At 66.9% G+C, this 13,778-nt stretch carries 13 protein-coding genes, 1 tRNA gene, 1 other RNA gene and 1 pseudogene; 5 read left to right on the top strand and 11 right to left on the bottom strand.

Annotated features, from left to right (window positions below; translation table 11 throughout):
* Positions 1 to 58 precede the first annotated feature (58 nt).
* The 4 genes from ACR65K_RS14525 to ACR65K_RS14510 form a co-directional block, all read right to left on the bottom strand.
* The gene (locus tag ACR65K_RS14525; RefSeq protein WP_440153596.1) at positions 59 to 391 is read right to left on the bottom strand and encodes a subtilase-type protease inhibitor; all 333 of its coding nucleotides are present in this window, start codon (positions 389 to 391) and stop codon (positions 59 to 61) included.
* Positions 388 to 1,329 (bottom strand): 3-methyladenine DNA glycosylase, encoded by a 942-nt coding sequence (locus tag ACR65K_RS14520; protein WP_440153594.1) that lies wholly within the window; start codon positions 1,327 to 1,329, stop codon positions 388 to 390. Before ACR65K_RS14520 ends, ACR65K_RS14525 begins: the two co-directional genes overlap by 4 nt.
* Complete coding sequence (locus ACR65K_RS14515) at positions 1,298 to 1,861, bottom strand: SSI family serine proteinase inhibitor (RefSeq protein WP_440153592.1); 564 nt, start codon at positions 1,859 to 1,861, stop codon at positions 1,298 to 1,300. The genes ACR65K_RS14520 and ACR65K_RS14515 overlap by 32 nt, the downstream gene beginning before the upstream one ends.
* Positions 1,862 to 1,951: 90 nt before the next feature.
* The gene (locus ACR65K_RS14510; RefSeq protein ID WP_440153591.1) at positions 1,952 to 2,443 is read right to left on the bottom strand and encodes a MarR family winged helix-turn-helix transcriptional regulator; all 492 of its coding nucleotides are present in this window, start codon (positions 2,441 to 2,443) and stop codon (positions 1,952 to 1,954) included.
* A gap of 76 nt (positions 2,444 to 2,519) precedes the next feature.
* Here ACR65K_RS14510 and ACR65K_RS14505 point away from each other — a divergent pair, with 76 nt between their 5' ends.
* Together ACR65K_RS14505 and ACR65K_RS14500 are read left to right on the top strand one after the other, a co-directional pair.
* Positions 2,520 to 2,762 carry a hypothetical protein gene (locus ACR65K_RS14505; protein WP_142030108.1) on the top strand — a complete coding sequence of 81 codons (243 nt, stop codon included), beginning with the start codon at positions 2,520 to 2,522 and terminating at the stop codon, positions 2,760 to 2,762.
* 156 nt (positions 2,763 to 2,918) lie between these two features.
* Positions 2,919 to 3,110, top strand: a complete 192-nt coding sequence (locus ACR65K_RS14500) for a hypothetical protein (protein WP_440153589.1) — start codon at positions 2,919 to 2,921, stop codon at positions 3,108 to 3,110.
* Between the two features lie 81 nt (positions 3,111 to 3,191).
* Here ACR65K_RS14500 and ACR65K_RS14495 read toward each other — a convergent pair whose 3' ends face one another.
* Positions 3,192 to 4,550: an aspartate kinase gene (locus tag ACR65K_RS14495; RefSeq protein ID WP_056337271.1), complete on the bottom strand. Its 1,359-nt coding sequence runs from the start codon at positions 4,548 to 4,550 to the stop codon at positions 3,192 to 3,194.
* A gap of 166 nt (positions 4,551 to 4,716) precedes the next feature.
* Here ACR65K_RS14495 and ACR65K_RS14490 point away from each other — a divergent pair, with 166 nt between their 5' ends.
* The gene (locus tag ACR65K_RS14490) at positions 4,717 to 5,943 is read left to right on the top strand and encodes a hypothetical protein (RefSeq protein ID WP_440153588.1); all 1,227 of its coding nucleotides are present in this window, start codon (positions 4,717 to 4,719) and stop codon (positions 5,941 to 5,943) included.
* Between the two features lie 13 nt (positions 5,944 to 5,956).
* On the opposite strand, the gene recR is transcribed toward ACR65K_RS14490, so the two are convergent.
* The 3 genes from recR to ffs form a co-directional block, all read right to left on the bottom strand.
* Positions 5,957 to 6,556, bottom strand: a complete 600-nt coding sequence (gene recR, locus ACR65K_RS14485; RefSeq protein ID WP_056337278.1) for a recombination mediator RecR — start codon at positions 6,554 to 6,556, stop codon at positions 5,957 to 5,959.
* 76 nt (positions 6,557 to 6,632) lie between these two features.
* A complete protein-coding gene (locus ACR65K_RS14480; RefSeq protein WP_440153586.1) occupies positions 6,633 to 10,163 on the bottom strand; it encodes a DNA polymerase III subunit gamma and tau in 3,531 nt (1,176 codons plus the stop codon).
* Positions 10,164 to 10,184: 21 nt separating this feature from the next.
* Positions 10,185 to 10,281, bottom strand: an RNA gene (ffs, locus tag ACR65K_RS14475) — signal recognition particle sRNA small type.
* Positions 10,282 to 10,670: 389 nt separating this feature from the next.
* On the opposite strand from ffs, the gene ACR65K_RS14470 reads away from it, so the two are divergent.
* A tRNA-Ser gene (locus ACR65K_RS14470) sits at positions 10,671 to 10,755 on the top strand.
* A 78-nt stretch (positions 10,756 to 10,833) separates the two neighbouring features.
* On the opposite strand, the gene ACR65K_RS14465 is transcribed toward ACR65K_RS14470, so the two are convergent.
* Entirely contained in the window at positions 10,834 to 11,769 is a 936-nt protein-coding gene (locus ACR65K_RS14465; RefSeq protein ID WP_056337286.1) for an oxygenase MpaB family protein, read from the bottom strand.
* A gap of 134 nt (positions 11,770 to 11,903) precedes the next feature.
* Between ACR65K_RS14465 and ACR65K_RS14460 the strand changes: the two are divergent.
* Positions 11,904 to 12,677: pseudogene (locus ACR65K_RS14460) on the top strand (M23 family metallopeptidase); the annotation flags it as partial.
* Positions 12,678 to 12,892: 215 nt separating this feature from the next.
* On the opposite strand, the gene ACR65K_RS14455 reads toward ACR65K_RS14460, so the two are convergent.
* Together ACR65K_RS14455 and ACR65K_RS14450 are read right to left on the bottom strand one after the other, a co-directional pair.
* Entirely contained in the window at positions 12,893 to 13,207 is a 315-nt protein-coding gene (locus ACR65K_RS14455) for a hypothetical protein (RefSeq protein ID WP_440153728.1), read from the bottom strand.
* Positions 13,208 to 13,369: 162 nt separating this feature from the next.
* Positions 13,370 to 13,768: a hypothetical protein gene (locus tag ACR65K_RS14450; protein WP_440153726.1), complete on the bottom strand. Its 399-nt coding sequence runs from the start codon at positions 13,766 to 13,768 to the stop codon at positions 13,370 to 13,372.
* Positions 13,769 to 13,778: the final 10 nt, after the last annotated feature.

Genomic DNA, 13,778 nt, shown 5'->3' with positions numbered 1-13,778 from the left:
ATCAGGCCGCCCGGGACCTTTTTCGTTCCTGCCCCCGGAATACCCGGCAATGCAGAAGCTAGGTGGCTGTCCCGCCCAGCAGGGGGCCCATGGCCTTCCACCGGGCGATCTCGCATCCGTCGGTGCGGGTGAAGGTCGAGTTGACGGGGCGGCCGTGGAAGGTGCCGGTGACCACCGCGATCTGGGGGCCGCCGTACTGCTGGGTGCACAGCCTGGGCGGGCCCGGTTTCGGGAAGAAGATGTCCTCACCGAACCGCTCCACGGCGGCCAGGGCGTCCCCGGGCCGGGGCAGCGTGGTTTCGGCGGCGGGAGCGCCGTCCGTGGCCACAAGCCGGAACACGTGCTCAGGCGCGTCCGGGTCCTCCCGGATCCTGATGGTCAGGTCGATCACCGCGGCGCCCGGTCTGACAGGGCCCCAAGTTCCGCGGCCAGGCGTTCCCGGAGGATCCCCGCTTCCATGGCGAATGCCCGCTGGTGTTCGACATAAGCTGCCTTGCCCTGGGGTGTCTCGATGGGGATGGCGGGGTAGCCCCAATCGGCCAGGTCGTAGGGGGAAGCCTGCATATCCATGGCCCTGATCCGCCAGGAGAGTTCAAAACAGTCCATGACCAGTTCGCTGGACAGCGCCGGCAGCAGCTTGTACGCCCACTTGTAAAGGTCCATGTTGGCGTGCAGGCAGCCCGGCTGCTCCAGGTGGCGCTGCGTGTCCCGGCTGGGGGAATGCTCGTTGAGCGGGATGGCGTCCGGGGTGTAGAAGCGGAACGCATCGAAATGGGTACAGCGGATCCTGTTGTCCTCCACCACCCGGTCCGTGCCGGCCGCTCCCAGGCGCAGCTGCAGATACTCGTGGCGGAGATCGAACTTGTCCTGGCGGTACACCATGGCCCACTCGTGGAGGCCAAAGCAGCCGAACTGCGCCGGCCTGGCCGCCGTCCCGCGGAGGATGATCCCGGCGAAGTCCACGGCCTCCATGCGGTCGGCAAGGAAGGCGGGCCGGTCGAAGGTGACTGCGGTGCTTCCCGCAACCAGCCCCAGGGAGGCAAGTTCGCCGTCGTCGAGCATCCGGTAATGCTTCCACCCCAGCCGCGCAGCTGCCTGTCCGCCGGTGAGGACCGCTCCGGCACCTGGGTGCCAGCGCTTTAGCTGGCCGGGCTTCTGCGTGTAATAGGTGAAGAGGAAATCCTCCACCGGGTGTTTCTGCCCCGCCGACCGTCGGGCCAGGTAGGGATCGGCGTAGCGGCTGACGCGCTGGATGTGGGCTTCTTCCCGCGCCAACGCATCCGCCGCCGCCAGAAGCTTAAGAGGCTCCACCGGCGGCACCCAGTACATCCTTGGCAGCATCCCAGGCGCTGATTTCGCATCCGTTGCTCCGCGCAAAGGAGGACTCCACCGCTACGCCGTCCACCATGCCCGTCACGGTGGCTTTTTGGGGACCGCCATACTGCTGGGTGCAGGGCCGGGATGTTCCGGGCTCCGCCGGTGACAGGATGCCCGGGTTGGCCTTCAGGGCTGAGCAGGCCGCAGCGGCATTGGGGTGGCTGCTTTCCGCGGCCGGGGTGCCGGAGGAGCAGACAAGGGTGTAATCGAGCTCGGCCGCGCCCTGGGACGGGACCACAGTGATGGCGAGTTCCGCGTTTCCCTGCCCCGGACCGGCATTTGGCTGCGACGTGGCGGGAGCGGGTGCCGGTACCGAGGTTTCGGTGTCCGGGGAGGGGGTGGCAGAGGCGGCGGGAGAGCTTGCTGCCGCGGAGGAAGAAGGAGCTGGTGAGGCCGACGCGCCATTGTCAGGAGTGCCGCTGCAGCCGGAAATCAGCCCGGCGCCAACCGTCAGGACCGCTGCGAGCATGCGGAAATTGCGCATCAGGCTTCCTCTCCTTGGTCCAGTTATTCTAGTCGCTTGAGCCGGTGCGGACAGGCCGGGACTGGTCCCGGTATTGGTCCTGTCCGCCGTTCACCGGGACGTCGCCGCGATCAGCCCCATCATGGATGCGTGCAGCTCCGTGACCTGGTCCCGGGTCAGCCCCAGCCGCTCCATCATTGTCCCCGGTACCTGCAGGGCCCGCTGCCGCAGCGCCGCACCTTTGGGCGTTAGCTCGACGGCGAGTGCACGCTCGTTTCCGTCCGCGCGGCGCCGCGTGATCAGCTCCGCTGCCTCGAGCCTGCGGAGCAGGGGGGATATGGTGGCGGGCTCCTGGGCGAGGGCCTCGCTGATGTTCCGCACCGTCCGCGGGCTCTCTTCCCACAGGCAAAGCATCACCAGGTACTGAGGATGGGTGAGGTTGAGTTTCTCGAGCACCGGCTTATAGGCACCCACCACGCTGCGGGCAGCCACCGTGAGGGCAAAGCAGAGCTGGTGTTCCAGCAGCAGGTCTTCCTCCTGCACTTCAGCGGGCTGTCCTGCGGCGCGCCTTGCCGGTTCCGTTTCTGCTGTCGTGGTGCTCATGCGTCCTCCCATTGTTAGTGCACTAATGATTAGTGTACATTTATTGCAGGTTAATGTGAGTGGAAGGAACTTCTTCATGGGCAGGGACAAGTCCGCGGACAAGGGCAACGCCTCCCAGCGCTTCATGCGCGCCACAGGAAAGCTCCGTGCTGTTTTCGGCCCCGCGAGCCGCACTGCCCTCGGGCACGATATGACCGAGGAGAACCGCAGGCTGCTGGCACAGCGCCAGGCGGAAACCCAGCAGTGGGAAACCGTCACCAGGCCGGACGGCAGCACGTACGTGGTGCCAAGAAACCCCGACGACCGGTCCCTGCGGTAGCCGGACCTGTTCCACCTTGCTGCCTTAATGCATCGGCGCCTTTTTCCTTCTGCGGGCTTAAAATGAGGGCACTGGCTCCTGCCGGAGCCAAGTGCGCTTTCGCCCGAGGAATCGGGAAGGGGGTGGAAAACAGTGGCACATGTACTCGATAGTTTCATGGGCCTGACTGAGAGGCTCCGCTTCTTCTTCGGTCCTGCCACCCGACTGGACTCTGATACGCCCGTGGTGCACAAACACGATGAATTCGAACAGGCCTCCGAAGAGGACCTCTCGCATTTCGTGGTCGAGACCGACTCTACCGGCCACCATTACGCAGTACGCCGCGAAGACCTGGAACGCGAAAGCTGACCTTTCCAGGCCGCTCCCAGAAACCAAAAAGCCGGACGGCCTTTCCTTCGAGGGAAAGGCAGCCCGGCTTTTTTGATGCGCCTAGCGGCCGGTGCCGCCGTAGACAGTCGCTTCGCTTTCGGTGTCCAGGCCGAACGCCTTGTGGATTACGCGCACGGCCTCATCCAGCAGGTCGGCATGCGTCACCACGGAGATGCGGATCTCGGAGGTGGAGATCATGTTGATGTTGATGCCCGCATCGGACAGCGCCTTGAAGAAGGTGGCGGAGACTCCCGGGTGGGAACGCATTCCGGCGCCGATCAGGGAGAGCTTGCCGATCTGCTCGTTGTATTCGATGGTCTCGAAGCCAATCTGGTCCTGGGCTGCATGAAGGGCGGCCAGGGCGTCTGCGCCTTCGACGATGGGCAGGGTGAAGGAGATGTCGGTCTTGCCCGTGCCGTGGGTGGACACGTTCTGGACGATCATGTCGATGTTGGAGTGTGCGTCGGCGATGACCTGGAAGATCGCGGCGGCCTTGCCGGGGATGTCGGGGACGCCGACCACGGTGACCTTCGCTTCGGACCGGTCATGGGCAACGCCGGAGATGATTGGCTGCTCCAAGGCAACTCCCTCTTGAGTGGTGATCTTGTCGTCGGCGCTGGGGATGACCCAGGTGCCTTCATGCTGGCTGAATGAGGAACGGACGTGCAGGGGGACGCCGAACCGGCGGGCGTATTCCACGCAGCGCAAGTGGAGGATCTTGGCCCCTGATGCAGCGAGTTCCAGCATCTCCTCGCTGGAGATGGTGTCGATCTTCTGGGCTGACGGGACCACGCGGGGATCGGCGGTGAAGATGCCGTCCACGTCGGTGTAGATCTCGCAGACGTCCGCTTCCAAGGCTGCCGCCAACGCCACCGCGGTGGTGTCGGATCCGCCACGGCCCAGGGTGGTGATTTCGTTGGTGGCCCGGGTCATGCCCTGGAAGCCTGCCACGATGGCGATGTTGCCCTTGTCCAGGGCGGTGCGGATGCGGTGCGGGTCGACGTCGATAATCCGGGCCTTGCCATGGATCCCGTCGGTGATCATACCGGCCTGCGACCCGGTAAAGGACTGGGCGGATGCGCCGAGCTTGTTGATGGCCATGGCCAGCAGCGCCATGGAGATGCGCTCGCCGGCCGACAGGAGCATGTCCATTTCTCGGGCGGGGGCGGAATCGGTCACCTGCGCAGCAAGGTCCAGGAGCTCATCGGTGGTGTCGCCCATGGCCGAGACCACCACTACCACTTCATTGCCGGCTTCCTGGGCATCGACCACCCGCTTTGCCACACGCTTGATCCCGTCAGCGTCCGCCACGGAGGAGCCGCCGAATTTCTGCACGATGAGCTGTTTGGTCACCGCGCCGGCGGCGGGGGCCACCTGCGGCTGCGTTGCGTTGTGCACTTCGGTAGTGGGCGTACTCATGCGCGTACCTTCATTGGATCAATTGGAGTTCTGGAGGCCAGGCAGCCTGACGCCGGGACGGCGCAACATTCCTTGAGACAGTTTATCGCCGTGCCCGCAGCGGCGCTGAATTGTGACCACATACCGGCCATGGACCTATGGACAGACCGGCCGGGGCGGACCACGATTGGACCAGTTGCCCGGCCTCCGGCAGCAGCACGGACCGGTGCAGGCCCAGGGCCAGGTCCAGTCCTTTGGAGACATGGAGGATTCCGTGGTGGCCGACGACCCGCAGCCTGCTGCAGGATTGGACCAGGAGCCGGTTTTCGAACCGATCGGCCCGGGAATGGACAATGACGCCCATGCGGTTGGCCCCCATGAGGATGCGGATACCGGTCTGCCCGGGTTCTCACGTGCCCGCTTTGTCAGGGCAAACCTGGATCGGGTGCTGGCCGACTGGCTGGCAGGCATTAGGACAGTCCGGTTCTGGTTCACTGTCGCAACCGCGATCCTGGGCACCTGGGCTGCTGCCGGCGCTGTGGTCCTGCTGGCGCCCTCGGGTGGCGAGGGAAGTCCATTGGTCCAGCCCCTGCTGGTCTACTCCTTTGCCTCCGCCCTGATGCCGGTGACCGCCGCATTCCTGGCTGTTACCTGGGGCGTGCATGCGGAGGGCCGATTCCGGGCCACGCCAGGGCGTCCCGGAGGTTCTCTCCTTAATCCGGTGCTGGCCACCGCTTTGAGGGGCATGTCCTTGGGAGCTCTTGTCTTAGGTGTACTGCTGGTGCAGGCCTGGATTGCGGGGGCCCCTGGCGCCGTGGCGGCTGTGTCGGCCGGCGTCGTCCTGGTGGAGTGCGTGGTGTTTGGCTCCATCGGGGCGGGACTTTCGGCGTGGGCTGGACGACGGCGGCTGGCGTCTGCCGCCGGATGGATGCTGTGCATTGCCTTTGTGGCGGGAACCCCGGCTGCCGCCATCGCATTGCTGCCCCTGGTCCGGGCGGAGGAACCGGTCACGGTGGCGCTTAATGTCGAATGGGCGCCAGACGGAACCCGCCTGGCGTTTCGATGCTCCGAAATCGACGCTGGGATCAGTGAGGTTTACCATACCGAGCGCCTGATGTGGCTCCCGGCGCTGAGCCCGCCCGTGCTGTTCCTGATGACGGGCGCGGAGGTCGACAAGGCCGGCCACGTCCTGGGGTGGGTGCCTGCAGCACTTCAGGAAGCCGCGGACGCCAGGCAGGTGCCGTGCGTGCAGGGGCAGCCGCGCAGCCGGGACGAGCCCCGCATGCCCATGGCCTTGGCAGGGTTCCTTGGCCAGGCCGCGGTAGCCGGCGCCATCGTGGCAGGGGGATACCGGAGAAAACGAAACCTTGACGTGACGCGGGACGATCCGGCCCGAACAACCCCGGGAGCTTAAGGTCCGGGATGCGTCAGCCCAGGGCGTTGCGCCGGCCCTCGAAGGCACGGCCCAGGGTGACTTCGTCCGCGTACTCCAAGTCACCGCCCACGGGGAGGCCGGAGGCGAGGCGGGTCACGGCGATGCCGATCGTCTTCAGCATGCGGGCCAGGTAGGTGGCCGTCGCCTCCCCCTCCAGGTTGGGGTCGGTGGCGATAATCACTTCCTGGATTTCGCCGTCGTTCAACCGGGTGAGCAGCTCACGGATGCGCAGCTGTTCCGGTCCCACGCCCGCGATGGGATTGATGGCGCCGCCCAGGACGTGGTAGCGGCCGCGGAAGGAACGCGTGCGTTCCACGGCCAGGACATCCTTGGATTCCTCCACGACGCAGATGACCGAGGGGTCGCGGCGCGGGTCACGGCAAATGTTGCACAGTTCCTGTTCGGTGACATTGCCGCAGACTGTGCAGAACTTCACGCGTTCCTTGACGGTGGTGATGGCTTCCACCAGCCGTTTCATGTCCTGGGGGTCGGCTTCAAGGATGTGGAACGCCAGCCGCTGCGCGGACTTGGGGCCCACCCCCGGAAGGCGTCCGAGCTCATCGATCAGCTCCTGGACAGCACCTTCGTACACGTTTCCCTCTTTAGCTTGGTGTGGATGGCGGGTGGAACAAAAAGTTGGTCATGCTGCCGGTGCTGCCTTGCGGTTATCAGTAGCGTGGCGCGACCGGGCTTCCGTCCAGGGACCGCTCCTCGATCAATTTTCCGCCCAGGATGCGTTCCACGGCGGCCCGGCCGAACACGCCCGATTCTTCGATGGTCTCATCGTCAGCGCTGGGCACGTCCTGGACGAAGGCGCTCGGTGCGGCGGCGGCCCTGGCCGGCGCCTTGGCCCGTCCGGCCTCAGCTTCGGGACTGTTGGAGAGCCGCTGGTAAAGGCTTTGCCGCGTTTCCGTTCGTCCGGCTGCCGGTGCAACCGCCTGCGCCTGGGGCCGGGAGGGTGCAACCGTGGACTGGGCAACGGAGGTCTGGACAACGGGCGTCGGTGCAACCTGGGCCGGTGCCGTCATCGAGGGGGCAACTGGGGCGGGTGCCGCGGACGCCATGGCGAATTCGGGCGCAGGCGCGCGGTCAGGGGATGGCACCTGGTACGTTCCCGCCTCCGCTCCGTGACCCGGACCCGAAGCTCCGTTGGAAGCCGCGGCCGGCCCCCAACCCGACCCTGCTGTCGCAACAGCCGGGGCTGCCGGTGCAACGGGGATGGAGGGTGGCACCTGGGCTGTTGCCGGGGGGTAGTGCGGGACATCGGTCTGGGTTCCGATGTTGTCAGGCACGGACCCGGGGGCAGGCCTGGCGCCAACGTTGCTCCTGTCTCCGACCACCCATACGCCGGGGGCCTGTTCCACAGCCCGCGTCCAGGGATCGTGGGCGGGGCCCGGATTCCGGCTCACCGGCTGGGGCGCGCTGCCCGTGCCGGAACCACCGGTTGGTGTCTCCCGGGGGTGCATGGCTGCCTCACTGCGGGAGCCGGAGGCTTCCGTGCGGTTGCCCATCACCGGGGACGATGGCGCTGTCCTGTTGCCGTGACGGGTGGCGGGCTCCCAGTCCATGGGAGGCTCCTCCTCCAGCGGGGGAGCGTCCTCGTCCCGCGGGGCACCCCAGTCGTCATCCGAGTACGAATAGTCGCCGCCGGCTGACGGGTACGGGGATGCGCCGGCGTCCGCACGGGAGCCATGGCCCGGGGTTTCTGTGCCCTGGGCTTCTGGCTGGACAGAATTCGTGTCCTGGCCGTCCGGGTTGACGTCAGGTGCCGGACGTAAGGCGGGAGAGGCGGCCGCCGCGCGGATTCCCTCTACTGCAGCTGCGGGGCTGGCAGCAACAGCAGTACTTCCGGCACTTCCGCCAAAGGATGGGCCCTGGGCAGAGGTGTTGCTGAGGGCAGCAGCTGCCCGCACCGGGTTTCCCTCCACCGGCGCCGCGGAGCCTGCACCGGCCGCGGGAGCCGGTGCCGGCGGGGCTGGTTGAGCAGGGGCAGGAGCAAGCCCCCAGGCAACGTCAGCTGACGTGGCCGGAACCACCGGGCTGGCGGGCACTTTTGGGTTTGGCTCAGAGCTCGCTTGGGTGGCTCCGCCGGCAACCGCGTTTATCTGGCAGTCGATGCCAACGGTTTTGTGGATGGCCTGGCGCAGGTTGTCCGAGTGGTCCGCCCTGCCAAAGGCGCCGGCCAGTCCCGGGGTAGTGAAGGACAGGGTCACAATGCTGCCGTCGAAGGCGCTGACCTGCGCATTGGGTTCAACGAGCGCCCAGGTACTGCGCTTGATTTTGGACAGTGCCTGCAGGACGTCCGGCCAGGCCCTGCGGACGACCTCAACGTCACCCAGGGCCGGGGGAGCGGCAGGGGTGGACCTGGCGGGCGCTTCCTGCTGGGCCGACGGCGGTGCCGCCTGACCAGCCGCTTGCGTGCCCGGGAATGGGCGGCTGGTCGCCTCCTGGCTGGCTGCCTTGTCGCGAGGCTGCTGGCCAGGGGCCTGCTCGCCGGGCACCTGCGGGCTTGGTACGCGGGGGCCGGGTGCCGGGCGTGTTTCCTGTGCCGGCGGCACGGCCGTCTGGCCGGAAGCCTGCAGGTTTTCCTGGACCTGCGGTCCTGTACCGGCCTGCGGTGCTCCGGTGCTTTGCGGCGCTGCCTGGCCGGGGCCTGCAGCGGCGGGGCCCTCTGATGTCCGCGCGCGTGCGGTGTCCTCGACAGGCCAGTCATTGGTGCTTAGCCGCGGTGGTGTGAGCGGGCTCCGCGGAGCCTCCGCCGCAGGCTGGAAGGGCGTGGTTTGCGCCTGCGGGGATCCTGCAGCGGCAGGCCGGGCGGATGCGGACTGGGACGGCTGATCCGGTGCCGCCTGAGCGGAAGGGCTAGCCGTGACAGTCATGGGCTGCGGCACGGGCGAGGAGGGTTCGCTCGATGTGGCTTCGGGGACGCCGGCACGCGCGGCTGCAGGCGCCGGCGTTGCGGGAGCTGCCTGGGAAACCGGAGCGGTGACGTCATTTCCGGTGTAGTTGAGGCGCCGCTCCACACGGTCGATCCGGGCGGCGATGCCGCGCTCATTCTGTTCCGAGCTGGGCAGCAGGATCCGGGCACACAGCAGTTCCAGGTGCAGCCGGGGGGACGTGGCTCCGGTCATTTCGGTCAGGGCCGTATTGGTGACATCCGCGGCGCGGGAAAGTTCCGCGGCACCAAGGTTGTGGGCCTGGTTCTGCAGGCGGGCGATCTGGTCCGCAGGCATCCCGCGCAGGATGGCGTGCGCGCTTTCAGGCATGGCCTGGACGATGATGAGGTCGCGGAAGCGCTCCAGCAAGTCCTCCACGAACCGGCGGGGGTCGTGGCCGGTTTGGATGACGCGGTCCACGGCACGGAAGACCGTGGCGGCGTCGGAGGCGGCTACGGCCTCAACGACGTCGTCCAGCAGTGAGGCGTGGGTGTAGCCCAGCAGTGCGACGGCGAGCTCATAGTCCAGTCCGTTGGGACCGGCGCCGGCCATGAGCTGATCCAGGACGGACAGCGAATCACGGACGGAACCGCCGCCTGCCCTGATGACCAGCGACAGCACACCAGGGGCCACGGGGACGTTTTCCTGGCGGCACAGGAGCTCGAGGTAAGCCATCAGCGGCTCGGGCGGCACCAGCCGGAACGGGTAATGGTGGGTCCGGGAGCGGATGGTTCCGATGACCTTGTCCGGTTCCGTGGTGGCGAAGATGAACTTGATGTGTTCCGGCGGTTCCTCCACGATCTTCAGCAGGGCGTTGAACCCGGCCGAGGTAACCATGTGGGCTTCGTCGATGATGAAGATCTTGTAGCGGTCGCGCACCGGGGCGTAGGTGGCGCGCTCGCGGAGGTCGCGTGCGTCGTCAACGCCGCCGTGGCTGGCGGCGTCAATCTCGATGACGTCAAGGGAGCCCGAACCGCCACGTGCCAGCTCGATACAGCTGGGACAGGTTCCGCAGGGGGTGTCCGTGGGGCCCTGGGCGCAGTTGAGGCAGCGGGCCAGGATTCGCGCGGACGTGGTCTTGCCGCAGCCCCTGGGACCGGAAAAAAGGTAGGCGTGGTTGACGCGGTTTTTCCGCAAAGCCGTCATCAGCGGCTCGGTGACATGCTCCTGCCCGATAACGTCAGCGAACGAGTCGGGACGGTATCTGCGGTACAGGGCGGTAGTAACTGTCACAGAGAAAACCCTACCAATCCGGGCTGACATCATGCCGCCCTGTGGGGGAATAGTAAAGACCCCCCATGCACCCGCCAGAGCCCGCCTACCCTTGCTACCTTCCGGTCCTGGGGGAGTTCAACAGGATGACGCCACATGAGGGGCCGTCAGATACTTTACCCGAACATCGGGCTCGACTCGAATCGGCCCCCTCTCCCTTCCCCGGCCCCGTGCCCATCGCCTCCGAGTGCCGAAAGGGCATTCAGATCGCGGATTTCATTGCTTATCCCGGCGCGAGCCGCGATCATGGGCATGTACACCGATTGGGGCAATCTCAAGGTTGTGAGCTGCGTGGCCTGGTGGACGGGACGGACCCGGCAGCTCAACGGTGCAACAGGGAATGGGCGCATTGGGGGCGTCCATTTTCAGGTTAAGGCGCCATGCGGGCGCCGCGAACACAGCGTGCACGGAGCGCCGAAGTCCTGCCCTGAACAGCCCAATTGGGCGATGGGGAAAAGTTCAGGTAATCTAATACCTGCTTTTGATTCAGAAGCAGTTGGAGAATTCGCCTAGCGGCCTATGGCGCACGCCTGGAACGCGTGTTGGGTTAACGCCCTCGGGGGTTCAAATCCCCCATTCTCCGCCGGTTAAGAACCCGGCCCCGGTACTCCCGGGGCCGGGTTCTTGCGTTTTCGCCACAAACGTCCAAGGCCCACGGCCGTTAAGCCATATCTGCCAAAGGTTCACCAAGCCGCCTTAGGCGCTGCCTCGCTGCCAGTTCGCTGGGACCCATCCGCCGGCGGGGGCCGCCCAGGGCGAGATGGACGACGCCGAGCACCATCTTTGTGGCCAGCTTCACGGGCAGGGGGAAGGGGCCCAGCCGTGGAACGGAAAGCCCGAGCATCCGGCGGTACCTCGGTTCCAGGCTGTAGACGGCAGCTGCAAACAGGATCCGGTAACCGGGCTTCAGCAGGGGATGCAGCGGAGCGTTGCGGATGAACTGAACGGTTTCCTTCACCCTGGCGTCCGACCGCAGCCCGCCCTGCGTGTACCACTGGTCCAGCTGGCTGCGCATCTCCGCTTCGGTCAGCGGCGGGTTGTCCACTCCCATCAGCCGCCCGGCCTGTGCCCACTCCCTGACGTAGGCGTCCGGGCCGCCGGGAATGGGTCCGCCCCAGATCTTGTGGGCCGCGAGGAAGCCGTCCGTAAAGGCGATGTGAATCCAGCCGGCCAGCCCGGGATCGTTGGCACTATAGGTGCGGACGCCGCCGTCGTTGTCCTGGTAACTGCCTTGGACAGGCTCATGCAGGAGCCGGACGCGCCGCGTTGCCTCCTCCGCAGCTGCCGTTGACCCGTAACTGACCGTGAAAATCCAGCGGATGGTGTTGGCCAGCCGACGCAGGGGGTCTTCGCGGAAGTTGGAATGTTCGTGCACTCCCGCCAGGGCGCCAGGATGGAGCGACTGCATGAGCAGCGTGCGGATTCCGCCCACGATCGGCGTCATGGAGCCGTGTACTGCCCACACAGCTGAACCGGGCAGGTGGTAGCCGGCGTCGTCACCGTCCGCCAGCCGCAGCGACCATTCAGGTGGGGCATCAGCCTTCCCGGAGAAGGTCTTTTTGACTTCGTCCTGCCAGGTGCGAAGGACATTGCGCATGAGACATTGTTGCCCATTTCCGCGAAGGTGCCCGTATTCACCGCCTGAACAGCGGAAACTCCCACCCCCTAACGCCCGCAAAAAACCCGCAAAGTCCCCCTGTGGGGTTTCCACCCCTGCACCGCTGTGGTCCCATGGGACATACCGTCGAGACAACGTGCGGCAGGCCACGTCGTGGAGTCAATCAATTGGGCAGGAATTCAGTGCGCGGCAACAGGAAGCCGGGCCAGCGTACCTTTTCCCCGGTTGCCCGCGCCGTGGCCGCTGCAGGGGTGCTGGCGGCCTCCGTATGTGCCGTGAATCTTTCTGCCGGCTCCGCTGAGCGGGTGCAGTTGGCGGGGTCAGTCGCCGGGACCGGGGCCCAGGGTGCAGCTGTTCGGGGTGGAACCTCCGCGGGGGACAACCTCCTGGAAGCGCGCAGGGAACCGGCCCACCCGACGTCGGACCAGGTGGGCGCAGGTGCGGTCCCGCCGGCCATCCTGTCCAATCCGCTGGTCACCCTGGCCTTCCCGCACACGGCAATAGGGGATGCCGTCCAAGGCGGCGACGGGGCCCTGACAGTTGGCCCCGCAGGCATGGGCAGGCCCGGAGCCGGCTTTCTCATGGCCCCGCTGCAGCTTCTGGATCCGAGTTCGCCCTTCGGTTTCCGGGTCAGTCCCATCAGCGGGGCTGCCGGTGATTTCCACCTGGGTCAGGATTATGCAGCGGCCTGCGGCACCGCCGTCCACGCAGCTGACGCCGGTGTTGTGCGCGCGGCCGGGTGGCATCCCTGGGGTGGCGGCAACCGCGTGGAAATCGATCACGGCGACGGGCTCATCACCACCTACAACCACCTTGAGTCCATCGGCGTCCGTTCGGGCGACACTGTCCAGGCAGGCCAGGTCATCGCCCGCGTTGGTACCACCGGGTGGTCAACGGGCTGCCACCTGCATTTCGAGGCCATCCTGGACGGGCGCTATATCAACCCGCTCAAATGGAGCTTCCTACAGCTGCGCGACGTGAACTGGGCACTCCCTGCCGGCATGGTTTCCTACGCGCCCGGCCAGGCGTCGGCCGGCGGCAGGATCACCTGGACCATCCCCCTCAAGGTGGACACGGGCGGTGGGTTCCCTGCAGCCGGGCTTCAGGCCCCGACCTTCCCGCCACTCCTGCCGCTTGCTCCGGCACCTGCGCCGTCGCAGGCGACGGGTGTGGTGCTTCCACCCCCTGACGTGCAATTGACGACGACGGCCCCGCCATCCGCTGAACCTTCAGGAAGTGCCGGGTCGCCGCCGCCCACGGACCCTGCGCCCAGCCCGACACCCGGCGACCCGACGCCGTCACCTACCGATACGGCGACTCCGGCTCCCACCCCGTCGCCGACGGACCCCAGCCCGACCCCGACACCGACACCGTCGCCGACTGGTTCCGGAACTGCTGCGCCGTCGCCCACTGACACGGAATCCGCGACCCCGTCGCCGACTGGTTCTGGAACTGCTGCGCCGTCGCCCACTGGTTCTGGAACTGCTGCGCCGTTGCCGACCGACGCGGAAACCGCGACCCCGTCGCCGACGCATTCTGCGACTCCGACCCCGTCGCCGACCGATACCGCGACTCCGACTCACGCCACGTCGCCGACTGGTTCTGGAACTGCTGCACCGACTCCAACTGAACCTGAACCGGCTCCGGCCTCGAGTGAACCTGTGCCCCCGCCGACGGAACCACTGCCGAGCGCCCCCGTGGCCACAACGCCGGCCCCGCCGCCCACGGTAGTTGAGCCTGCGCCCGCGCCGACCGTGAAAGAGCCCGCGCCTGCGCCCGCGCCGACTGTGAATGAGCCTGCGCCGGCAGCTACGACCCCGGCTCCGCCTCCGGTAGTTGAACCTGCACCCACTCCCACACTGCCGCCGGCAGAACCCGGGCCGGCGGCAACCGCAACGGCAACCGCAACGGCCTCCGCAACGGCCACCGCGACGCCAACCGCAGCGGCAGCGACGCCGCCGGCGAAGGAAATCTGCACCTGGGACCCG

The sequence above is a fragment of the Arthrobacter sp. SAFR-179 genome (genome assembly GCF_059414945.1).
Note: the sequence above shows the minus strand (reverse complement) of the source record. Positions and strands in the feature narration are given on the sequence as shown.

Bases quoted from the DNA above. Each gene is read 5' to 3' on its own strand.
- ACR65K_RS14520 (WP_440153594.1), bottom strand. From the start codon at position 1,329: ATGTACTGGGTGCCGCCGGTGGAGCCTCTTAAGCTTCTGGCGGCGGCG.
- ACR65K_RS14515 (WP_440153592.1), bottom strand. From the start codon at position 1,861: ATGCGCAATTTCCGCATGCTCGCAGCGGTCCTGACGGTTGGCGCCGGG.
- ACR65K_RS14510 (WP_440153591.1), bottom strand. From the start codon at position 2,443: ATGAGCACCACGACAGCAGAAACGGAACCGGCAAGGCGCGCCGCAGGA.
- ACR65K_RS14505 (WP_142030108.1), top strand. From the start codon at position 2,520: ATGGGCAGGGACAAGTCCGCGGACAAGGGCAACGCCTCCCAGCGCTTC.
- ACR65K_RS14500 (WP_440153589.1), top strand. From the start codon at position 2,919: ATGGGCCTGACTGAGAGGCTCCGCTTCTTCTTCGGTCCTGCCACCCGA.
- ACR65K_RS14495 (WP_056337271.1), bottom strand. From the start codon at position 4,550: ATGAGTACGCCCACTACCGAAGTGCACAACGCAACGCAGCCGCAGGTG.
- ACR65K_RS14480 (WP_440153586.1), bottom strand. From the start codon at position 10,163: ATGTCAGCCCGGATTGGTAGGGTTTTCTCTGTGACAGTTACTACCGCC.
- ACR65K_RS14465 (WP_056337286.1), bottom strand. From the start codon at position 11,769: ATGCGCAATGTCCTTCGCACCTGGCAGGACGAAGTCAAAAAGACCTTC.